The following is a 22,432-nucleotide window of genomic DNA, read 5'->3' on the forward strand; positions in this document are numbered from 1 at the left end:
ATTAGCCCCTCCTAACTTTACTCATAAAATTTACTGAGCTACTGCACTCTCTTCTACTGGCTGATTCTCCTGTGGTGGAACAGAAGGTTGTGTCGGTGGTGTCGATGGATTTTCCGGTTCTGTTGGCGGTGGCACAACTTCTGGTTTTTCTGGCTCTGTTGGTGGTACTTCTGGTTTTGTTGTTGGCGGTACTTCTGGTTTTGGTTTTTCTGCTTCCATAGTTCCAACAGCTATTACTCCTTGTTTTTTAGGATAATAAGATGTTGCTACCTTTTCTTTCTTTATTACTTTACCATTTTGGTCAGTATAAATTCTATACGTAGAAACTGTATATCCATTTCTACCTGACTCCAATTCTTTTTCTTTTCCTTTTTCTAAAGTAGCATCATCAACTTTTTTTATAGGTGCTACTGATACACCATCTATGTTAGTTGATATTTCTATATTTTGATTATCCTTCGAGCTACCATATATTTGACATGTTATAATATTCCCTGATACATAATTTTTTATATATACTGGATATTTTAAGTTGTTTTTAAAAACAAAATCTATTCCTCCATCAGTTACAGTAGCATCTCTTCCCTTTGGAACATATGTTGAAGGTATTGAATGATTTTTTATATCTACTAACTCTAATCCTGAATATAATACAGAGTTATATAATGTAGAAGATACTTGACATACGCCTCCACCTACACCTTCTTGCACAACACCTTGAACTATTACAGGTGCATTTTTATATCCATTTTCCAAAGTTCTCATACCCGTATGTTCATTATACGAGAAAGTATCCCCAGGCATAAGTAAAACATCACTAGTTCTACTAGTAGCTATTTTTATATTTGTACTTCTTCCTGAAACAGAAGAATCAAATTTAGTTGAATACGATCCTAATAATGTATCAACATCTTGCAATTGTTCTTTTTTTATAGATGGTTCAACTTTAGTTACAATCAGTTCTTCTGAGTGTTTACCTTTTTCTAATGCTCTTATTATATTTTTTATACTCTCTTTTACGTTTACACTTAAACCACTTTCCCCATCATTTACTATAACCTGAGAATTATCTATAGCAATTGTGGCATTTTTTACATCTACATTTATATCTTTTGCAATTTTTTTAATTTCTTTTTCTAGCTTTTTTTCATTATATTGCATATCCATTTTAACATAATTTTTTGATCCTAAATTTGCTTTAGCTGTGTTCTCTATGTTTTTAAGAAATGTTGATTTTCTATTTGCATCATATGCTTTTTTCACAGTACTGTCTATATCATAGTCAAAATCAAAACTTTCATCTTTTATTAACCACTTTTTATCAGTATATGTTAAATCTACATTTTTTGTGGTATATTTTTGTTTTAATTTTTCAATTGCTTCTTTTTGAGTTAATGAACCAATATTAATATCATTGATATAAGTATGCTTTAATATCTTATCACTTTTTATTTGTATGTTCATAGCTATTACAAACATTATTAATAAAACTGATATAATACCAACGCCTATAGCTATCTTTTTTTGTGTATTATTCATATTTTGTATCTCCTTAACTTTAGTTTCGTCATATACTATTATAACTTAGATATAAATTATTTTTCTCCTTTTATTTGATAGAAAGTTTTAATAAAGCATATTTTTCTTCATCCTTCAACATAAAAAAATCGATACTATAAATTATAGCATTATTTAAACCTTATTATTAAGAATTTTAAAGCGTGTTATAAACACGCTTTAAAATTCTTCTATCTTTTCAGTAGAAATGATATATATTTGTTCAGTATACATGTTTATCATATAAACATCTTTAGGCTTAAAGAAACCTTTATTTACCAATTCATAATAGTATAAATTATCATTTGAGTTTAATATTTGATCAAATTTTTGCGTATCTTCTACATATCTACTAGCTTTTTCCTTATCTATTTGAGTTATTTCTTTATATTTTTCTTCTTTTTCTTGTAACTTGTTATCTAAAATAAATTGAGCTTTTTCTGAACTAATTGTAAATTGAATTTTACCATCTGCTTTTGCTCTAAAATAGCCATCTGAATAATTATTTTCATAATATTTTTCATTGTCTCTATAAGAGTATATTTCTTTTGTTTTTGCATTTATCAAAACTTCATTAACTAAAACTTCATACTCAAAAACTTCTACGTAATAATATTTATTACCATCTATCATTTGATAAAATGAATTTATTGATAAATTATCTTTTTTCTTCCCACTTTTTTTAGATATCAAATTAACAATATCATTAGAAGATAATGTGTATAGAGATAGCTTTTTACTATACTCTTTTTCTAAGCTTAATATATTTTCATCATCTTCATAGTAAGTTTTTATATATTGGACATATTTTAGTGCTTGTTCATAATTTCCGTTAGAATCACATTCATCTATTTTTTGTCTATAATAGTCATACATAGTCTCTATACATTGTTTTCTCTGCTTTTGTGCTAGTTCATAATATTTTTTATCTTTTTCTAAAACCTTATCATATCCCTGTATTGCCTCATAGTACATATGATTATCATGATTTTTTTTAGCTTCTTCATAAACGTTTCTTGATTGATATAGCTCTTTAATATTATTTTTATATCCATCTAATTCATTTACAATTCCATTTAGCATAGAAATTGTATTCATATATGATAAAGAAATATCGTAAGTTATATTTTCATCTTTATACATTTCACTTACACGTTTTGATTGATCTATAATTCGTTCTAAATCAATCTGAATATTCTCTAACGTATTTATAGTATTTATAAGACCAATATACTGTTCCTTTGGCATTTCCTCTCTTATATAGTTGTCTCCACTTTCTAATAACAGTTTATTTATTTTCTTTGTAATTGACTTATCAAACCTTTGCATTTTAGATTCTGAAAACTTTTTCTTACAGTCGGAATAATAATCAACAGCTACTGTGTATTGGCGACTCTCTATATTCTTCAATAATATATTAGATTCCTTTTCAACACTTAGTTCGTCACCACTTAATACAAATATAATACCTAATAAAATTAAGCCTAATACAGATAATGAGCCTATAATAATTTTCTTCCTATGTAAATCTATACAATCTATACATTTATCAAAAGTTTCTTTAAAACCCATGTTTTTTACCTTCCTTAAATTTTAGTAATTTATTCCTGATATAATATTCTATATTATATCATACATATAGATTATTAACCATATGTTACTATAATAGTACATTGTGTCTATTATTTATCTAATAAGGAAGATTATACTTATGTCATCTTTACTATTTAACTCACTTAATTTAGTTAAATATGAATTATATTCCTTTAGTAGCCTTAATCTATAAAATATATTGCTATTGTATTTATTTATGGTTTTTATTAAGCTCTTATAAAGATTTATTTCGCTTTCGAAACAATTTCCATATCCATCGGTAAATAAGATTATATTATCTATTGTGCGGTCATTTATATCTTCTACATAAAACAATATATTTTTAAATGCATCTTCTCTACCTAGAGAGTCTACTATATTATTACTTTTAGTTGGTACAACCTTGAAAAAGCTTTCATTGTCATTAACAATTATTTCTCCATCTCCTATTTTTAAATATAGTATATATTGTTTAGTGACAGCCACCGTAACTAAAGTTGTAGAATACTTTAGATATTCTATTTTATATGCTTTAGGGTGTGTTTTATAATAATCATCTTTTACTGCAGCCATCCATTTATTATATATACTTTTTTGGATAATCTCATTTTTTAACATTACTAATATATCACCTTTATCTTTATCTACTTCATTCTCAATTACATCAATAGCAATGTCACAAGCTAATTTTGAACCTATATGACTATATTCAAAAAAATCACTGCTGTGTCCATCTGCCACACTACAAATTATATAATCTTTAGACGATTTATATTTTAAACTATCTTGTGAACCATTGTTTTTTATAATATTTTTATATCCTATTGCACTACCCTTCAAAACTTTATAGTCCATATTCTCACCTCTTTGTTTTTGAATTTACCTATACTTATTTTCTATTATTAAATAAAGAATTTTATAACAAAAAAGCACAGCTTAAGCTGTGCTTTTTGTTATATTTAATTATGAGATTTTTCTTCTACTTCTAACAACTTCTTTTTGTCTATTTCTAGAAACCTTAGTTGTACTAACAGGCTTAGTTTTTTGAATCTTTCTCTTACTGTAAAATATCTTTTTATAATTAAATAGAACTAATCCTAAAGTCAGTCCCAATGTAATTCCTATAAATACCATAAAATAAATATCTAAACCTATAAATATTCCCATTACTGCGTTTATTATTATCAATGAAAATATTAATAAACAACTCATAAAGCTCGACATAATTAACATCCTTAAGACATTATTCAATTTTCTAAATATCTTTTTCAACTTTATCACCCCATATAATAGCAAATCTTTACATTTAATCTTATATTTAACTATAGCAAATATATCAAAAAATAGCAATTAATATTAATATTTTTTGATATATTTTGAAGTAAAATGTTATACCTTTATACGTCACAATAACTTAGGTTATTTAATACAATAAAAATAGGTTATATTTTATTTTAAATTAAGGGGTGATATATATGCCATGTCTGCCAAGTTTAGGATCAAAAGCTCCTGATTTTAAGGCTAACACAACATTTGGACCTATACAATTGTCCGATTATACAGGTAAATGGGTTGTATTATTTTCTCATCCTGGTGATTTTACACCAGTTTGTACAACTGAATTTTTATGCTTTGCAAAATACTATCCCGAATTTCAAAAAAGAAATACAGATTTAATTGGGCTTAGTATTGACAGTAATAGCTCTCATTTAGCATGGGTTTATAACATTTTTACTTTGACAGGGGTTGAAATTCCATTTCCAATAATAGAAGATCGAGATATGAAAATTTCTAATTTATATGGTATGATTTCAGAACCTATGAGTAATACATCTACTATAAGATCTGTGTTTATAATAGATGATAAGCAAATACTTAGAGCGATACTTTACTATCCATTAACAACAGGACGAAATATTCCTGAAATTTTAAGAATTATAGAAGCTTTACAAACTACAGATAAAGATAATGTTGTTACTCCAGCTAATTGGTTCCCAGGAATGCCGGTCATATTGCCATATCCAACAACATATAAAGAATTGAAAAAAAGAATAAAAAGTTGTGATAAAAATTGTACATGTATGGACTGGTACCTATGCTTTGTGCCTGATAAGAATGTAGAATTATCAGATAATAACTTTGCTAATTATATACCTTGTGTTCCTAAAAAAACAAAAACAACAAAAAAATCTTCTAGACCTCAGATAACTGATTTAAAAAATCAACCAATTGACGTAACATATTGTCCTGATGTAACTCCAATTGTAATGGAATATGTTTTAGGAAATCCTAAAAATGTTGATGCAAATTTACTTGATGCTGTTATTTATGCTTTTGTAGAAATAAAGCCAGATGGCACATTACTTGTACCAACTCCTAAATATCTCAATCAGTTAGTTAACTTAAGAAAGGAAAATCCTGATCTGCAAGTTATCGCTGCAATAGGTGGTTGGGGTGCTGATGGTTTTTCTGATGCTGCTCTAACACCTGCATCTAGATATAATTTTGCAAGACAGGTAAATAGTCTTATTAATCAATATAAACTAGATGGAGTTGATATTGATTGGGAATATCCTGGAAGTAAAGCTGCTGGTATAAAAGCTCGACCTGAAGATAAAGAAAACTTCACACTATTGCTTACTGCTATAAGAGATGTAATTGGAGATAATAAATGGTTAAGTGTAGCTTCTGTAGGGGATAATGCTATTTTAAATAGAGGTATAGAAGTTGATAAGATAGCTCCACTAATAAATTATTTTAATCTTATGAGCTATGATTTTACAGCAGGTGAAACTGGGGAAATGGGTCAAAGACATCAATCAAATCTTTATGAATCAAGCCTTTCATTGCCTGGATATAGTGTAGATAAATGGATTAAAAATTTAGAAAATGCTGGTATGCCTAAATCTAAAATATTGTTAGGTCTTCCTTTTTATGGTAGATTGGGTGCTAAAATAACACGATCTTTTGATGATTTAAGAGAAAATTATATAAATAAAAATGGTTATATATATAACTTTGATAATCAAGCTCAAGTGCCTTACTTAACTAAAGACGGACTATTCGCTATGGCTTATGATAATGAACTATCAATATATTTAAAAGGTCAATATGTTTTAAAAAATTGCTTAGGAGGATTATTCGCGTGGACATCGACTTATGACCAAGCAAATATTTTAGCTAGAGCTATGTATAATAGTATAAACAACCCAGTTTTATTTAAGGAAGAATTAGAAAAAATGTTTGGACCTTTTTAATATTAATAAAATAAATAAAAAGTAGAGGCTATATAACCTCTACTTTTTTAAATACCTAATGCTTGTTTTGCTAGTTTATCAGCTTGCTCATTATATTTATCACCACTGTGAGCTTTAACCTTTACAAACTCAACGTTTAAATCTTTTTTTATAGTATCATAAAATCTTTTATAATTTTGAGTTCCTTCTTTATTTGCCTTCCATGCTCCACTGCACCACTTTTCTATGCCCTCATAGTCAAAGTATAATTTTAATTTTTTTATATCATTATGTATGCAATATTCCATAGCTATCTTTGCTGCTTCGATTTCACCAGCAACATTTCTCATTTCAACAAGAGATGGGGTATTTCCTTTTTCACTGCAAGTCTTTATAACTATACCATCTTTAATTAAAACTACACCAGAGCCATAGGCCCTTAAGCAATGCTCATAACTTCCATCTACATATGCTTCTAAATACTCACCATCTTCTTGCTCATTAATTGATATAGTGTTTCCCATATATATGTTAGCTTCTTCTAAAGATGTAAAACTTTTATACTCAGCTCCTGAAAAACCACTTACTTGCTCTTTACATTTATCCCAGGTATTATATATTCCATTTTTTTTACCTTTTCTCACTGCATAATACTTTTTCTTTGCCAAATTCTCACTTCCTCATATTTTTACAATTTTTTTTATAACCACTATTTTATCCTAAACACATTGATTTTAACAAGTTTTATTTATATTAGAATTGTCTAAATTTTTTATATTTTCTATGTTGTATATTATTTCCTGCTTTATTATTTTAAGTTTTCATGATATAATTTTCTAAACAAATAAAATAATCGGATATAACCTAATGGTAGAGGTCGCATTGTTAATTAGTAATTTTGTGGAGGTAAGCACGTAGAAGCAAGATAAAAGGTAACTGTGCCGAAATATATAAGTAATGCTTTAATCTTATATGTTGGGGTCATGTAAAATATATATGACACTGTCACATGAATATGTGGAGTACTATCTTTAGATTAAGTTTTTATTCAATTTTTTGATTGAATTCTTAAGTCTAGGATAACTTCATCCTAGACTTTTTTTAATCTCAAAATTTCTCCTTTATGTTATATTCGTCATAAATTATTGGAGGATTTATTATGACATCAAGAAGTAAAAAGCAGGCAACATTATTTGACGCAATTTTATGTGTAGGTTTTTTAGTTACAGTTTTAGTTACATGTTTGGTATTTTTAAAAGAATATGAGATTTCTGCCCATGTTCCACTAGTAGCTGGAGCTATATTTACAGCTACTATAGCTGTATTCAAATTAGGATTTACTTGGAAAGAATTAGAGGAAGGAATTTTATTAACTATAAATACTACTATGCAAGCTATTCTAATCCTTTTAGTTGTAGGAATGCTAATTGGAACTTGGATACTTGGTGGTGTTGTTCCTGCTATGATATATTGGGGACTTAATATACTATCACCTTCTATATTTTTAGTTGCAACAACATTAATCTGTGCAATAGTTTCAATTTCTACTGGTTCTTCATGGACTACAGCAGGGACTATAGGTATCGCTCTTTTAGGTATAGGAAGTGCATTAGGTATACCTAATACTATAATAGCCGGTGCTATTATATCAGGTGCTTATTTCGGAGACAAAATGTCACCATTATCAGATACAACTAACTTAGCTCCAGCAATGGCTGGAACTACTTTATTCGAACATATTAATCATATGTTATATACAACTATTCCAGCACTTTTAATATCTCTTATTCTTTATGGAATAATAGGTTTTAAATATGCAGGTAGCCAAATTGATACTACTCAAATATCACAAATTCAAAATGCTTTAATAAACAATTATAATACATTGTCACCATTATTACTTTTAGTACCAGTTGCAGTTATAGTAATGGTTATATTTAAAGTTCCAGCTATACCTGGCCTTATAGCAGGTGTTTTATTAGGAGCTATAGTTTCTGTAGTTTTCCAAGGTGCATCTATAGCTGATGTATTTGTAGTTGCTAAAGGTGGTTATGTATCATCAACTGGTATGGATTTCGTTGATCAACTTCTTACTCGAGGTGGATTAGATAGTATGCTTGGAACTGTTTCATTAATGCTTTGTGCTTTAACTGTAGGTGGTATATTAGAGAAAACAGGTATGCTAGAGGCATTAGCTAGAGCTATATTGAAAGTTGCTAAAGGAACTTTCGGCTTAATAGCTGCAACAATATTTACTTGTATAGGAACTAACTTAGCAGTTGCAGATCAATATTTAGCAATAGTAATACCAGGAAGTATGTATAAAGATGCTTTTATAAAACAAGGACTTGATCCTAAAAACTTATCTAGAGCATTAGAAGATAGTGCTACAATAACTTCACCTCTTATTCCTTGGAATACATGTGGAGCATATATGTCAGCAACTTTAGGAGTCGGATCATTTGCATTTTTACCATTTGCATTCTTTAACTTAATTTGTCCTTTAATTTCTTTATTCTATGGTGCAACAGGTATAACAATAGCAAAACTTTCTGATAATGAAAAAAAATCTTTAATTGATCAAAAAGCAGCTTAAAAAATGGCTATCTAAATTAGATAGCCATTTTTTATTTAATATTTAAATTATTGTCTTATTATTACAAAAACCATATATACAATATAAAGTATTGCTAAAATTGCACCTTCAAATTTGTTGATACTTTTTCTTGTTGCTGCTAATGCATATGCTAGTATAGTTACTATTATCATTATCAGCATATCTATAAATACAACTGGATGAACTGATATATTACTTATTGTAGCGGATAAACCTAAAACGAATAAAATATTAAATAAATTAGATCCCACTACGTTTCCTATAGCTATATCACTCTCACCTTTTCTAGCTGCTATTATACTAGTAACAAACTCTGGTAATGATGTTCCAACTGCAACTATTGTAAGCCCAACTAGATTTTCACTCATTCCCCAGGCAATAGCTATGCTACTAGCACTGTTTACTACTAATTGTCCTCCTATTAATATTCCTATTATACCTAAAGCACTCATTAAAATACTTTTCCCCATTGATATATTTTCTTTTGCTTGTTCTACATTCATATCTTCTTTTGATGTTAAAGCCATTTCTATTAAATAATACATAAATATTCCAAATAATGATAATAACATTAGTCCATCTGCTCTAGTTAGTAAATTTTCATTATATCCTTGAAATTTAATATCATGAGCCAATATCAATAAAACTACAGAAGCTAGAATTGCAAAAGGAAATTCTTTTATTATAGTGCTTTTTTGAACTTTTATAGGATTTATAAAAGCTGCAATACCAACAACCGCTAATATATTAAATATATTAGATCCTACTACATTTGCTATAGCCATATCATTGTTTCCTTTTAATGCTGCTGTAACGCTAACAGCAGCTTCAGGAGCACTTGTTCCAAAAGCTACTATAGTTAATCCTATTATTAAAGTAGGAACATTAAATATTTTAGCTATAGATGATGATCCTACTACAAAAGTATCTGCCCCTTTTATCAACAATAAAAAACCTATTATAAGCAATATATAACTCATAAAAACATCCTTTCTGTACATCCTCATTTAATTAAATATATTATATATATTTTGTAAAATATTCTATCTTATTCAAAATATATACTTTATGGTATGAATAATTTTCAACTACATTTTTAATACTAATAAAAACATTACATATGAAAGGAGAATTTTAATGAAAAAATTAACTTTACTTGCATTTACATTAATATCTATATTATCTGTAGGATGTTCTATGAGCAATAAGCAATCTGAAACTAATAATACTAATAAAGCAATAGAGCAAACTTCTAATGATATGGATAAATTAATTGATTCTAAATTTAAAGACATTGAAAAGTCATTTGGAACACCTTACTCATCTACATTTTATATTAATACTGAGGATTTAAAAGGCAAAAACATAGAAAATTTAACTATGGATGATCTCCGTGACAGTGTCACTATATTATCAACATATAAAAATAATAAAAAATCTGACGATTATGTACACGTTTATTATGAAAATGGTGTTGTTAAAGATTCAGTAACTGGAGGATATAACTTAAGAACATCTGAAAAGTTTAATAAAGATAAATTTAAAAACGCTGAATACAAAGTAGAATTTTATAAAGGAAAAGGTGTAATATGTAAAACAGATTTTGTTTTAGATTATGCTAAGGAAAATTTAATAGGAAAAACTATAAAGGATTTTGAAAATTCATATTATGTTAAATCAGCTAATTTTATAGCCTCTACAACAAATAGTACAGATAAATTATATTTTTATCCTTTAGTTCCTCATGAAGTTTATCCTTCTAAGGAACATAATCATCCTAAATACGCTTCAAACAGTGATGTTAAACTAGATACAGTAAATCCTGTAAATAATAATATTAGTACTACAAATAAATCTGACAGCAAAGATATTAATGAAGATGCTGATTCTGCAGTAATTGTTTATACTAAAGATGATAAAATACAATCCATAGAAATAGTTGATAATAATTTTATACTTGGTCTTATGGATAAAACTTTTACTAAGTAATAAAATAATAAAAAAAGGTGACTTTCTCTAAAGAAAATCACCTTTTTTATTACATTGAATAATGCATAAATGCATCAGGACCTAATGGCAATCCTAAAGCCATCCATATTCCTAGTAATATTATCCATCCTATTAAGAAAAATACTGTATAAGGTATCATCGTTGATATTATAGTACCTATACCAGCCTTTTTATCATGTCTTTGAGCAAATACAACTATCATTGCAAAATAACTCATTAGAGGAGATATTATATTTGTAGTCGAATCTCCTATTCTATATGCAACCTGAGTTAATTCAGGTGATATTCCTAATTTCATAAACATTGGTAAAAATACTGGAGCCATTATAGCCCACTTAGCTGAAGCTGAACCCATAAATAAATTTATAAATCCTGTGAATAGTACAAATGCAATCATAAGTGTTATAGTGTTTAACCCTATAGATTGTAATAAATTAGCACCTTCTATTGCTAAAATAGTACCTAAATTTGTATATGAAAAATAACTTATAAACTGAGCTGCTACAAAAGATAATGCTATATATCCTCCCATAGAACTCATTGCACTTCCTAATTGAGCACAAACATCTTTTTCGTTTTTGAATACACCTGCAACTTTTCCATAAACAACTGCTGGTATAAAGAAGCATATTGCCATTAAAGGTACAAATCCATTCATTAGTGGAGAGTGATCTATTATACTCTTAGTTTCTGCATTTCTAAGTATCCCATTTTCAGGTATTACGCATATTGCAATTAATAATATTAATCCTATTAACGTAGCATTAGCCATTTTTAAAGCTTTCTTTTCTTTATCATTTAGGTTTCTTAAGTTATCATCTTCTTTAGACATCTTAGAATTATTGTCATAAGAACCTAATCTTGGTTCAACTATTTTATCCGTTATAAACCATCCTAAAAACATTATAAGGAATGTAGATGCCATCATAAAGAATATATTAGCTGTCGGTTGAACTGTATAAGTTGGATCTATCATTCTAGCCGCTTCTGTTGATATCCCCCCTAACATTGGATCTATTGTTCCCATTATTAAGTTTGCGCTAAACCCACCTGAAACTCCTGCAAACCCAGCTGCTAATCCTGCAAGTGGATGTCTCCCAAAAGACATAAATATAAGTGCACCTAATGGAACTAATACAACATACCCTGCATCACTAGCTATATTTGACATAACCCCTAAGAATACTACCATAGGTGTAACTAACTTAGCAGGAGTTATTGCAACTGTCTTTTTAAGTAATGCAGATATATATCCACTACCTTCTGCAACTCCTATACCTAGCATTCCAACTAAAACCATCCCCAATGGAGCAAAGTTTACAAAGTTAGATACAGCATTTTCTAACATATAAACTATACCGTCTCTCGACAATAAACTTACAGCCTTTATCGTTTGAAGTTCTAATTCATTTGTTGCTCTATTTATTAGTTCTCCTGTTGATTGTAATCCCATAGCCTGAGCTATAGCAGATATTATCATAATTCCTATACAAAATAAGCCAAATAATGTTACTGGATGAGGTAATTTGTTACCTATCATTTCTATTCCATCTAAACATTTAGCAAATAAATTTTTATTTTTTTGTTTTTCTTTATAACTTTTCCTTTGTTCCATTTTGCTCCCCCTTTTATTTAATACTTATGTAAAATTTTTTTAACATATTTTAATTATATATGTATATAAATATATGTCAATATAAATTAATTAAATTTTCTATAAATTTAAAAAAATAAATAATTTAATTTAAAATATTCATTTTTGTTTTTTATGTTTTTATTTATAATCATTTTATATTATAAAGTTTTCTTTTGATAGCAAATAAAAAAACTTAGCTCTATTTTAATATTAAGCTAAGTTTATAAACTTTGGATTTAAGTTTAAAATTCAAACTTTTTATATTTTGAAATCAAACTTTTATTTAATTCAATTGTCTTGTAATTTTTCTTTTGGAATTAAATATGATTTGTTAAAATATTTCAATTTCAAATCATTCTCATTTAGTCTACTTGCATATGCATTCAAATATCTATTTTTCATTTGAGAGTTTATAAAGTCTATAGCATGTTGATTATTCATTTCATTTAATTTAAATAAATTAATAATATCATTTAATGCATCATTTATTACGCTTTGCCTACAAACTTGAAAATGATTATATAAATATCTATTAATATCGCTTTTTCTAACCATATTAATTTTTGATTCATGAAGATCTTTTTCTAATTTTTTTAATGTATGAGTATTATTACCTGGATTAAATATTATAAAGCAACCATAATCATACTTACTTCTTAATAATCTGCCCATAGCCTGTTTTATTTTTATTGTCATCTGAGGGTAGTTAATCTTATGGTAAGGTAGTTTATATTTTTTCATTATAGTTGAATATAGAGGATCTTTAGGATTTAAATTTGGAATTTTATCAAGGGTAACACATGTTAATCCATCACCAGGTATATCTACTCCTTCAAAACACCCCTTTGATCCTAATACTACACAATTTCGATTCATATCTTTTAAATTTCTTATTCCTTTTTTATTCATATAAATTTCAATGTTATTATTATGAAGTTTATCTTTAAGATTATCATAAGTCTTTTCTAATCTATCTTTACTATTGAATAATGATAATGTATGCCCTTTAGTAACTTTGCAAATATTGCTTAATACATCACTTATTTCACTAGGAAAACTTATATTATTATAAAGACTTAAATCACTAACACCTATTGTTAAAACTCGATTCCTATAGTTATACAGAGGGCTTATAATTTTTTCAACATTGTTTACTCTATTTATCCCTAGTGTATCTTTAAAATAATTCATATTATTTTCAACTGTTAATGTTGCAGATAAAAATATAGCGCTATCAACTTGACTTAATATATTTTCTTCAAATAGCTGAGCTAGTTTTAATGGAACTACTCTTATTTCAAAGTTTGTAAATTCTTTTGATACTTCTACAATTCTAGCATAATCATCATCTTCGCTATATTCCATAAATATCTCAAAAGTATTTTTTATATCTTCTAATTCTTTAACTTTTGCTTTTCCAAAAGTATATACATCAGATTCTTTATCTATGCTATCATCATCTAAGTTTCTATCAATTATGACAAGTATTGATACTAAATTTCTTATTATTGCCTCACAACTCAACTTAATTTTTTTACTATAATCACTGTATGTTATTTGAATAATTTGATCATTAATCCTATTTTTTCCAGCTACTTCATGTTCTTGTAAATTTAATTCCCAATTTAGATTATAGCTACTTATATTATTATATTCTGAGTTCAATCCAAAGTTTAATATAGAATTTATCTCATCTACTATAATGTTAATATTTCTACTTATTTTATCTTTTATCTTTCTATCAAAATGTACATGATGATAAAATTTATCAAATGGTTTTATTTTTCTATTTTTACCACTATTATCATGAATAAATTTACTATTAGCCATGTTTTCATATGGATAAATTTCTCTTAAAAAATACATAAATGATTTATACTCAACTGTACTTGAAAAAAAATCATATCCTTTTTCTACTAGATTATGACCTTCATCTACTATGATATTTTCTAACGGCTTCTCTTCTTTATATGGCCATTTTGCTAATAATGAATGATTAATAACTGTTATATCTTCTTCTTTTAGTTCTTCTACTCTTTTTTTATACAAACACTCCTTGTAACATTTTTTAGGCCTACACAAATTAGGGTCACAACTAACATATATTAAATGGTTATTAATATATGAAAAATTAGTAATTATCCAGGTATTTATTTCCTCTATATCTCCATACATTCCATCTTTAGTTAACTGTTCTAGTATTAATATAGACATAACTTCATCAAATGTTGGATTTGAGCTTAAATAATCATTTTTATAATGCTCTAGCTTTTCTACACAAATATAATTATTTTTCCCTTTTATGTATCCATATTTTATTTTATTGGTTAGACCTAATGAATTTAGAACATTTGGTATATCTTTATTTATTAACTGAATTTGTAACTCCTTTGTATCAGTTGATATTATCATTCTTTTTTTATTTATTCTAGCTTCTATAACTGCAGGTACTAAATAACCAACACTCTTACCTATCCCTGTAGGAGCTTCTATACAAGCTACTTTAGCACTACCTGAGTTACCTTTAATAGTTTCTCTTATAGTTTTGGTTAATTCGTATTGGCCTGGCCTATATTCATATATAAATCCTTCTTTACTTGCCCATATACTCTGCTCTTTTAATAATTCTTCATAAAGTCTATCATGTTCAAATATTTTTCTTATTATTTTTTGTTCTTTTTTATTATTATCAGTTTTACAGTTTTGATTTTTGTGTAAAATTATATCATTTTTAAAATCTTCAAAATCATTAATAGAGTTATCTATAAATTCACTCCAGTCCCATTTTTTCAAGCCAAACTTATGTAAATATGAATTTATTCTAAATGTTAGTGGCTCTAAAGATGATTCTTCTTTACTTTTTAATCTAAGAATCAATGAATTTACTACTTTAGCAATATCCCATGAATCATATAAAGCTCTATTTTTTTCACTGCTTCTATCTGTCGTTATTTGTTTTTTCAAATAATCTATACTAAAATCACTATGATATGGTTCTAGTATTGCAACTAATTCCACAGAGTTAAGAATCTTATTATCTACAGATTTTAAATAGTGCTTTATAAATTTCTTTTGATTTTTATTATCATGAATAATTATAGGATAATCTTTTACAAATTCTTTTAACTGTGAATCTACTACATTTATATCATAAGCCTCTTTTAAGCTCTCAAAATCAATATTTTTACTAAAAGAATATAATTCTATAGGAATTTCATATTTATTTTTTATCAGGCTATTAAATGTGCTTATTTGGCCATTTGACATTTTTATCGCCCCTATTTCTAGGATTTCATTGGTTTTATAGTTATTTCCAGTAGTTTCTATATCTAAATATACTACATCATTTAAAATACTTTTAAATGTTTTATGTATAATATCTATTAAAATTTTCATGTTCTTACCCTTTCTCCGAGTATGTATTATCCATTCTTATACCTTTTATGTCTACACTATTATATGATAATTTTACCCTAAAAGTAAAAACTTAATTAAATTGTATAAATGAATTTATATAGTATATTTTAATCTTATTTATAGAAAATATAGATATGATAGTATTATTTATTTTAATTTATACAACTTACTTGAGGTGATGTTATGAATGGTAAAAATTCAAGAACTTATTTCATTATAGGGTTTTTCGTTCTTGCAGTTGGTATTTTAGTTGGAACTAATTTTCATATGATTAATAAGTCAAAAACTCAAATATTAAATGACGGTTTAAGTACACAAGAGTATAGCTGGTACTTTAATCCTAGAAATGATGGAAAACAACCAGACCCTATAAAAGAAGCTAGCTTTTTTAAAAAGTACAACTCATATTATGTTGGAGATCCAGATGAAAAAGTACTATACTTATCATTTGATGCCGGATATGAAAATGGTACTACAGAAAGTATTCTTAATACCTTAAAAAAACACAATGCAAAAGCGCAATTTTTCGTTGTCGAAAGCTATATAAGAAATAATCCAGATCTAATAAAGAGAATGGAAAAAGAAGGTCATCTTGTATGTAATCATTCTAAGAATCATCCTTCTATGGCTCAAATAACTGACTTTGAAAAATTCAAATCTGAAATAGTAAGTGTTGAAGAAGCTTACAAAGAGGTAACAGGAAAAGAAATGCCTAAATATTTTAGACCTCCTATGGGTAAATTTAGTGAAAAATCATTGAAATATACTCAAGATTTAGGATATAGTTCAATTTTTTGGAGCTTTGCATATGTAGATTGGTACAATGATAAACAGCCTACTCATGAATATGCAAAAGAAAAAATATACTCAAGAACGCATCCAGGAGCAATAGTTTTACTTCATCCAAACTCAAAAACAAACACAGAGATATTAGATGAAGTATTAACTCATTGGGAGAAAGAAGGATACAAACTAGAGACACTAGATCATTTAGTTAAAAAAGATAATACTACAAAAAAATAAAAAATAAGGGATATTTTAATATCCCTTATTTTTCTTCATATCTCATGCATCAACTAAAATACTCCTTCCTCTAAAATTAGCTACCCAGTATGGTTTATATATACTTTTAATTTCTTTTATATTTATGTTTTGCAAGCTTATTTTATCTAGTGAGTTATTATTTTGGCCTAAAAAATTTAATATTTCATTTTTTACACCTTCAACAATATATTCTTCTCCAATTTTAGATTTTTTTATATTGCTTTTAGTTACATATCTTCTTGTTGTTGTAGGAACTTTTTCTACTGATTCTGAGTATCCATTGTATGTATTTACTAGCATTGTAATATAATTTGTTTTAGTTTCATGTCTAAACATCTTATTGGTTTTTTCTTTACTTATAATTTCATAGCATAAAACTTTTATTTCTATATATTCTAAATGTAAATCTGTGACTACAGTGTTAAATTGGGCTACTCTACTCATTAATGGTATCTTACGTAAAATATATCTTAAAGCGTCTTTTTTGTTTTTACTCACTTCTATAGCCTCTATTTTCATTATTCCCTCCTATGATGAAATTTCCCTTTTAATAAATTATATTAATATAGCCTCTGTTTTCATGTATGTATATTAAAAAAATACATAAGCTAAATATTATATTTTAGTAAAAGGACTGATTCAAATGTCATTTAAAAGATTTATTACTATTTTAAGCACCCTATTGATAGGAATCGTTTTATATAATATTTTCTTTAACTATACAGATATGATAAGAATTAAAGAAAAATCTATAGAGTCTATGGCAGAAGATGGTGATCCTCCATCTATAGAATATACATTTCCATCAAAATGCCAAGAATATATAGTATCAAAACCTACTATAAAGATTGGATTTTTTGACAAAAGCAATGTAGATTTATCTACTGTCAAATTATTTGTTAATTATAAGGATGTTACTAAAGAAGCAAATATATCTGAAAAAGAAATTTCATATACTCCTAATACAAAATTTATAAGAGGAACTCAAATAGTTAAACTAGAGCTATCTGACTTATCAGCTAATAAAAATAAAGGCTGTTTTGAATGGTATTTTGTTGTAGGTACTCCTATTTATAATCACTATAGAGGATTACTTCACTCTCATACTAGTGCAAGTGATGGCCATGGGTCTTATAGCGATGCTTACTATTTAGCTCGCGATAAAGCTAATTTAAATTTTTTCGCTATAACTGAGCATTCAAACTTATTAGATAATAGTTTAGAATGTGATATTAATGATGGATCTAAATCTAAAAAGTGGAACGAACTTTTGGAGTGTAGAGATAAGTTTAATTCTAACGGAAATTTTGTATCTTTAAATGGATTTGAAATGACTTATCCTTATAATGTAGATAATCCTATAGGTCATATTAATATTTTTAATTCTAATGGATTTACATGCGCTGAAAATCCTGATATGACATTAGAAAATTTTTATAAATTAATTTATAATCAAGAGGATTTGATAGGACAGTTCAATCATCCCTGTAAGAAATTTGGTACATTTAATAATTTAAAATATTCCCCTTATGGTGATTCTGTTATTTCATTGATTGAGGTAGGAAATGGTTATAATAAAGATATGAATAAAAATATAATTTCATTAGACATGTATCAATTGGCGCTAGATAACGGATGGCATTTAGCACCTACATGTAATCAAGATAATCATAGAGTTGATTTTGGTATTGCTAACGAATTTAGAACAGTTATACTAGCAACTGATTTAACTAAAGATTCATTGTATGATGCACTAAAAAATATGAGAGTTTATGCTACACAAGATAAGAATCTAAAGATAGATTATACTATAAATGATTTACCTATGGGCTCTACAATAAATAAATCCTCAAAACTTAGATTTTGTATAAGTGCTATTGATACTGATATAGAAGATAATATTGAAAAAATACAAGTTATTAGTAATAAAGGTGAAATTATAAAAGAAAGGTGCTTTAACTCAAACTTAGCTAAATTAGACTTTAATCTAAAAGCTCTTCCAAATAAATTTTATTATATAAAAATAATTCAAAAAAATAATAAAATATCAGTTACTGCACCTATATGGATTGAATAAACAAAATAGCTATCTAATATTTATTAGATAGCTATTTTTATTCCCGAACAATAAAATTTAAGCCTCGACATATAATAATCAATATAGGTATCAAATTATTAGTACCTATATTGATTATTATGATAAATTAATTGATTTTGTTACTATTTTTTATATTTTTCGACATATTTTATATTTTTACAGGTATCTGTATCTCTGTTATAAATTCATCTACAATACCTGTTTCATGTATATCTATTTTGTAAATTTCAATAGGATCTCCTAAAATTTTATAATTATTATTATTTATATATTTAAACATAGTGTTTAAATGTTTTTGATTATTTTTATAAGCACCTCTATATGTCAAAGTAACATAATGGCCTTCTTCTACTATTATATTAAAAACTTCTTCTTCATTTTCTAATAAACAAAATACTGACTTAAATTCATTATAGATTCCTTTATTTATTTTCTCTAAAGAAAATATTGCACCAATATTATTATTTCCTAAAATATTGAATCTAGTTTCATATTCTTTTTGTAGTTTTTGAATTAAAAAATCAACTTCTTCATCTTTTTTTATATCTGCATTTAGCTTTATAGCTTTTCTTTCTTCTATGTATTTTAATTCTATATTATTAAAATTAGAATTATTTCTAGCATCGTGAATTGAATTAATTCTTTTATTTATATTTTGTTTATGACTAATTAACTCTTTTATCTTATTTTCAATCAAATCTATTTCTTCATTTAATATTTTATTAGTACTCTCTATGCTTCTATCATCTAAATATTCTTTAATTTTTTTCATAGGAAAATTCAAACTTCTTAATTCTTTTATTAAATTCAATCTCCATATATCTGATATTTTGTACATCCTATATCCATTATTATCTCTAAAGGGTTTTAAAATTCCTATTTCTTCATAATACATTAATGAATCTCTTCCTATTCCATAAATTTTAGAAATTTCCCCTATTTTATAATAATCTTTCATATTTTTACTCTCCTCTTAGAAATATGTATAAAGCTATGAGAATATCAAAGTTTATCTCATAGCTATGTTAGTGTTTATATCATTAGTGATTCCTCTTTATATTCATCCTCTTTATCATTGTCTTCATTTTCATCATTTTCATTATAAAGTATACTTATCAAGTATCCACTAATAGTAACTGCTATAATAGAGAAAAATACTTGTTTAATGTCTAGATAAACTAATGACATAACTAAAACTACCGCGTCTGTAAATAAGTATATATGATTTACTTTAAACTTTGTAAACTTAGCGCCTAAAAGTGCTATTACATCATCTCCGCCTGCAGCTCCTCCTCCTCTAACTACTAATCCTACACCTATCCCTACACCTATCCCTGCTAATATACTCGCAATTAACATATTATGTTGAAAACTTGGAACTAAAAAACCTATACTTTCCCAAATTTTATAAGTTGTTGAAAAGCTAGCAGTTGAAAGCATTGAATAAAGTAAAAATTTCTTTCCAAAAAATTTAGATCCTAATGCAAATAATGATAAATCTATCATTAAACTTGTTATTGATGGAGATATATCAAATACATTTTTTATTAAAAGTATTAATCCTAAAACTCCACCTTCCGTAACACTATTTTGATAATTAAAATTATAACTTCCAAATGACAGTATAGTTGATCCTAGAATTATTAATACTATACTTTTTAAGATTTGTTTTTTTGACCGCAAAATATCACTCCTAGCTAAATTTGTATAAATGTTGTTATTTATACTTATTATAATTATATACCTTGGTATTATACTAATGTACAATATTTTTTTATTTCCATTGATGTAATTTTATTATCATAATATATTTTTTCTATTTGCACAAAATATATTAAACTTATTTTTAAGGAGGATTTTATGGAATTACAATCAAATTTTGAAATCGCTCATTTAACTGAAAAAGAAGAAAATGCTATAAAAAAAGCTGAAACTGAGTTAAAAAATGAGACTGGTAAAGATTTTGTAGTTATAGCCTGGCAAGAGATAAGTAAATAATAAAAATGAGGCTTAATTTTATATTAAGCCTCATTTTTATTTAATATATGTACTTAATTTAATATAAAAAATGTTCCTATAACTAAAAGTGCTGCTCCTATATAATTATATAAATGCATAGTTCCTTGTCCTAAAACATAACTATCTATAAAAAAGCTTAGTAGCATTTGAGATACAACTATTAAGGTTAATGTATTTGAAACGCCTAAATTAGGAATAGCTCTAACAGTAAAATAAATTACAAGACCTCCTAAAATACCTCCTAGAAGTAGCTTAGGATTTATTTCATTTATATTTACTAATGTTTTTAAATCACCTGTTACTAAAATGCTTATTAAAAAAAATACTGCTCCTACTACTAAACTAATAAATGTAGCAATTAATGCTGTAGTATTCTTACCCAACTCTCCATTTATAAAAGCCTCTAGTGCGGTAGAACTACCCGCTAAAACTGCAAATAAAACAGCTCCTAAATTGGTCATAAAATTGTCCTCCTTTTTATAACTTATAATTAATATTATGATTTTAAATTCATATTAATAACCTTTAGGTACAAACTTATTTAAGTATAATTAAATCATTTTGAATTTAAAGTATTTAATCAATTTAATTTTTTTGCTATAATTACTTTAAATTTATTTAAGAATATGAGGTGAAAAAATGTTTCAAATTTTTAATCTTAATTTTGATAATTTTTATAAAAAAGAAAATTCATCTAAATTTAGAATAATTGGTATATTGCTTCTTGTTTTAGGCGTAGTATCTTTTTTATATAAAGGTTTTGGAATTAAAATAGTTTCATGGACTTTAGCTATTGCCCTACTATTTCTAGCATATTTAAACTTAAAAAATTTAAATGAATTAAAAAGGTATGCATCTAAAGCGGAAATTGCACCATATAATCGAATTCAATTTTTCTTATTAGGAGGATCTATTTTATTAATAATTTTCCCAAATAAAATCCAAGGTTTTATTTCTTTAGTTTTAGGTTTATATATTGCGTATTCACAATTAATTAAATTACTTAGAGGAAAAAATAATCCGTACTATAGATTTACAATATGGAATGTGATAGTTTTAATATTTGGACTTACGTTAGTATTTTCTCCATTTTTCTTATCTAATTTTATAGTATCAATATTATCGTTAATTATAATACTTATTGGTGGTAATTTATTGGTAATAGGCAACAAGATAAAATAAAAGATGTGTTGATATTAATATCA

Annotated in this window: 19 protein-coding genes and 1 riboswitch; of the genes, 7 read left to right on the plus strand and 12 right to left on the minus strand. The window is 26.4% G+C overall.

What is annotated here, in order from left to right; all coding sequences use genetic code 11:
- Positions 1-30: 30 nt before the first annotated feature.
- From BLP75_RS05155 to BLP75_RS05170, 4 genes are all read right to left on the minus strand, one after another.
- Positions 31-1,539, minus strand: a complete 1,509-nt coding sequence (locus BLP75_RS05155) for a VanW family protein (RefSeq protein WP_092724485.1) — start codon at positions 1,537-1,539, stop codon at positions 31-33.
- A 198-nt stretch (positions 1,540-1,737) separates the two neighbouring features.
- On the minus strand, positions 1,738-3,129 hold the full coding sequence (locus tag BLP75_RS05160) for a UbiD family decarboxylase (protein WP_092724487.1): 1,392 nt from the start codon (positions 3,127-3,129) through the stop codon (positions 1,738-1,740).
- Between the two features lie 114 nt (positions 3,130-3,243).
- Complete coding sequence (locus BLP75_RS05165) at positions 3,244-4,005, minus strand: protein phosphatase 2C domain-containing protein (RefSeq protein WP_092724489.1); 762 nt, start codon at positions 4,003-4,005, stop codon at positions 3,244-3,246.
- Between the two features lie 108 nt (positions 4,006-4,113).
- Positions 4,114-4,374 carry a hypothetical protein gene (locus tag BLP75_RS05170; RefSeq protein ID WP_092724491.1) on the minus strand — a complete coding sequence of 87 codons (261 nt, stop codon included), beginning with the start codon at positions 4,372-4,374 and terminating at the stop codon, positions 4,114-4,116.
- A gap of 251 nt (positions 4,375-4,625) precedes the next feature.
- Between BLP75_RS05170 and BLP75_RS05175 the strand changes: the two genes are divergently transcribed.
- Complete coding sequence (locus BLP75_RS05175; protein WP_092724493.1) at positions 4,626-6,407, plus strand: peroxiredoxin; 1,782 nt, start codon at positions 4,626-4,628, stop codon at positions 6,405-6,407.
- 47 nt (positions 6,408-6,454) lie between these two features.
- Here the strand turns inward: BLP75_RS05175 and BLP75_RS05180 are convergent, their stop codons facing one another.
- Positions 6,455-7,054, minus strand: a complete 600-nt coding sequence (locus BLP75_RS05180) for a ribonuclease H1 domain-containing protein (protein WP_092724495.1) — start codon at positions 7,052-7,054, stop codon at positions 6,455-6,457.
- A gap of 195 nt (positions 7,055-7,249) precedes the next feature.
- A riboswitch (Lysine riboswitch) is annotated at positions 7,250-7,422 on the plus strand.
- A 123-nt stretch (positions 7,423-7,545) separates the two neighbouring features.
- On the opposite strand from BLP75_RS05180, the gene nhaC reads away from it, so the two are divergent.
- Positions 7,546-8,982, plus strand: a complete 1,437-nt coding sequence (gene nhaC / locus BLP75_RS05185) for a Na+/H+ antiporter NhaC (protein ID WP_092724497.1) — start codon at positions 7,546-7,548, stop codon at positions 8,980-8,982.
- Between the two features lie 47 nt (positions 8,983-9,029).
- On the opposite strand, the gene BLP75_RS05190 is transcribed toward nhaC, so the two are convergent.
- Entirely contained in the window at positions 9,030-9,983 is a 954-nt protein-coding gene (locus BLP75_RS05190) for a calcium/sodium antiporter (protein ID WP_092724499.1), read from the minus strand.
- Between the two features lie 157 nt (positions 9,984-10,140).
- Here BLP75_RS05190 and BLP75_RS05195 point away from each other — a divergent pair, with 157 nt between their 5' ends.
- The gene (locus tag BLP75_RS05195; protein ID WP_092724501.1) at positions 10,141-10,992 is read left to right on the plus strand and encodes a hypothetical protein; all 852 of its coding nucleotides are present in this window, start codon (positions 10,141-10,143) and stop codon (positions 10,990-10,992) included.
- Between the two features lie 49 nt (positions 10,993-11,041).
- On the opposite strand, the gene BLP75_RS05200 is transcribed toward BLP75_RS05195, so the two are convergent.
- Positions 11,042-12,628, minus strand: a complete 1,587-nt coding sequence (locus tag BLP75_RS05200) for an AbgT family transporter (RefSeq protein ID WP_092724503.1) — start codon at positions 12,626-12,628, stop codon at positions 11,042-11,044.
- Positions 12,629-12,937: 309 nt separating this feature from the next.
- Positions 12,938-16,045: a helicase C-terminal domain-containing protein gene (locus tag BLP75_RS05205; protein WP_092724504.1), complete on the minus strand. Its 3,108-nt coding sequence runs from the start codon at positions 16,043-16,045 to the stop codon at positions 12,938-12,940.
- Between the two features lie 204 nt (positions 16,046-16,249).
- Here BLP75_RS05205 and pdaA point away from each other — a divergent pair, with 204 nt between their 5' ends.
- Positions 16,250-17,089 (plus strand): delta-lactam-biosynthetic de-N-acetylase, encoded by an 840-nt coding sequence (gene pdaA / locus BLP75_RS05210; protein ID WP_092724506.1) that lies wholly within the window; start codon positions 16,250-16,252, stop codon positions 17,087-17,089.
- 42 nt (positions 17,090-17,131) lie between these two features.
- Here the strand turns inward: pdaA and BLP75_RS05215 are convergent, their stop codons facing one another.
- On the minus strand, positions 17,132-17,629 hold the full coding sequence (locus BLP75_RS05215; protein WP_092724508.1) for a hypothetical protein: 498 nt from the start codon (positions 17,627-17,629) through the stop codon (positions 17,132-17,134).
- Positions 17,630-17,753: 124 nt separating this feature from the next.
- Between BLP75_RS05215 and BLP75_RS05220 the strand changes: the two genes are divergently transcribed.
- Positions 17,754-19,187, plus strand: coding sequence for a CehA/McbA family metallohydrolase (locus BLP75_RS05220; protein WP_170139164.1), 1,434 nt, complete (start codon positions 17,754-17,756; stop codon positions 19,185-19,187).
- 169 nt (positions 19,188-19,356) lie between these two features.
- On the opposite strand, the gene BLP75_RS05225 is transcribed toward BLP75_RS05220, so the two are convergent.
- The gene (locus BLP75_RS05225) at positions 19,357-20,166 is read right to left on the minus strand and encodes a MerR family transcriptional regulator (RefSeq protein ID WP_092724512.1); all 810 of its coding nucleotides are present in this window, start codon (positions 20,164-20,166) and stop codon (positions 19,357-19,359) included.
- A gap of 74 nt (positions 20,167-20,240) precedes the next feature.
- Positions 20,241-20,891 carry a YitT family protein gene (locus BLP75_RS05230; protein ID WP_092724514.1) on the minus strand — a complete coding sequence of 217 codons (651 nt, stop codon included), beginning with the start codon at positions 20,889-20,891 and terminating at the stop codon, positions 20,241-20,243.
- A 177-nt stretch (positions 20,892-21,068) separates the two neighbouring features.
- Here BLP75_RS05230 and BLP75_RS18105 point away from each other — a divergent pair, with 177 nt between their 5' ends.
- Positions 21,069-21,206: a hypothetical protein gene (locus BLP75_RS18105; RefSeq protein ID WP_170139165.1), complete on the plus strand. Its 138-nt coding sequence runs from the start codon at positions 21,069-21,071 to the stop codon at positions 21,204-21,206.
- A 53-nt stretch (positions 21,207-21,259) separates the two neighbouring features.
- Here BLP75_RS18105 and BLP75_RS05235 read toward each other — a convergent pair whose 3' ends face one another.
- Positions 21,260-21,688, minus strand: coding sequence for a DMT family transporter (locus BLP75_RS05235; protein WP_092724516.1), 429 nt, complete (start codon positions 21,686-21,688; stop codon positions 21,260-21,262).
- Positions 21,689-21,866: 178 nt separating this feature from the next.
- Between BLP75_RS05235 and BLP75_RS05240 the strand changes: the two genes are divergently transcribed.
- Positions 21,867-22,409: a hypothetical protein gene (locus BLP75_RS05240; protein ID WP_092724518.1), complete on the plus strand. Its 543-nt coding sequence runs from the start codon at positions 21,867-21,869 to the stop codon at positions 22,407-22,409.
- Positions 22,410-22,432 lie beyond the last annotated feature (23 nt).

This window comes from Romboutsia lituseburensis DSM 797 (assembly GCF_900103615.1).
GTDB classification, from domain to species: Bacteria; Bacillota; Clostridia; order Peptostreptococcales; family Peptostreptococcaceae; genus Romboutsia_F; species Romboutsia_F lituseburensis.

Bases quoted from the DNA above. Each gene is read 5' to 3' on its own strand.
- BLP75_RS05155 (WP_092724485.1), bottom strand. From the start codon at position 1,539: ATGAATAATACACAAAAAAAGATAGCTATAGGCGTTGGTATTATATCA.
- BLP75_RS05160 (WP_092724487.1), bottom strand. From the start codon at position 3,129: ATGGGTTTTAAAGAAACTTTTGATAAATGTATAGATTGTATAGATTTA.
- BLP75_RS05165 (WP_092724489.1), bottom strand. From the start codon at position 4,005: ATGGACTATAAAGTTTTGAAGGGTAGTGCAATAGGATATAAAAATATT.
- BLP75_RS05170 (WP_092724491.1), bottom strand. From the start codon at position 4,374: ATGTCGAGCTTTATGAGTTGTTTATTAATATTTTCATTGATAATAATA.
- BLP75_RS05175 (WP_092724493.1), top strand. From the start codon at position 4,626: ATGCCATGTCTGCCAAGTTTAGGATCAAAAGCTCCTGATTTTAAGGCT.
- nhaC (WP_092724497.1), top strand. From the start codon at position 7,546: ATGACATCAAGAAGTAAAAAGCAGGCAACATTATTTGACGCAATTTTA.
- BLP75_RS05190 (WP_092724499.1), bottom strand. From the start codon at position 9,983: ATGAGTTATATATTGCTTATAATAGGTTTTTTATTGTTGATAAAAGGG.
- BLP75_RS05195 (WP_092724501.1), top strand. From the start codon at position 10,141: ATGAAAAAATTAACTTTACTTGCATTTACATTAATATCTATATTATCT.
- BLP75_RS05200 (WP_092724503.1), bottom strand. From the start codon at position 12,628: ATGGAACAAAGGAAAAGTTATAAAGAAAAACAAAAAAATAAAAATTTA.
- BLP75_RS05205 (WP_092724504.1), bottom strand. From the start codon at position 16,045: ATGAAAATTTTAATAGATATTATACATAAAACATTTAAAAGTATTTTA.
- pdaA (WP_092724506.1), top strand. From the start codon at position 16,250: ATGAATGGTAAAAATTCAAGAACTTATTTCATTATAGGGTTTTTCGTT.
- BLP75_RS05215 (WP_092724508.1), bottom strand. From the start codon at position 17,629: ATGAAAATAGAGGCTATAGAAGTGAGTAAAAACAAAAAAGACGCTTTA.
- BLP75_RS05220 (WP_170139164.1), top strand. From the start codon at position 17,754: ATGTCATTTAAAAGATTTATTACTATTTTAAGCACCCTATTGATAGGA.
- BLP75_RS05225 (WP_092724512.1), bottom strand. From the start codon at position 20,166: ATGAAAGATTATTATAAAATAGGGGAAATTTCTAAAATTTATGGAATA.
- BLP75_RS18105 (WP_170139165.1), top strand. From the start codon at position 21,069: ATGGAATTACAATCAAATTTTGAAATCGCTCATTTAACTGAAAAAGAA.
- BLP75_RS05235 (WP_092724516.1), bottom strand. From the start codon at position 21,688: ATGACCAATTTAGGAGCTGTTTTATTTGCAGTTTTAGCGGGTAGTTCT.
- BLP75_RS05240 (WP_092724518.1), top strand. From the start codon at position 21,867: ATGTTTCAAATTTTTAATCTTAATTTTGATAATTTTTATAAAAAAGAA.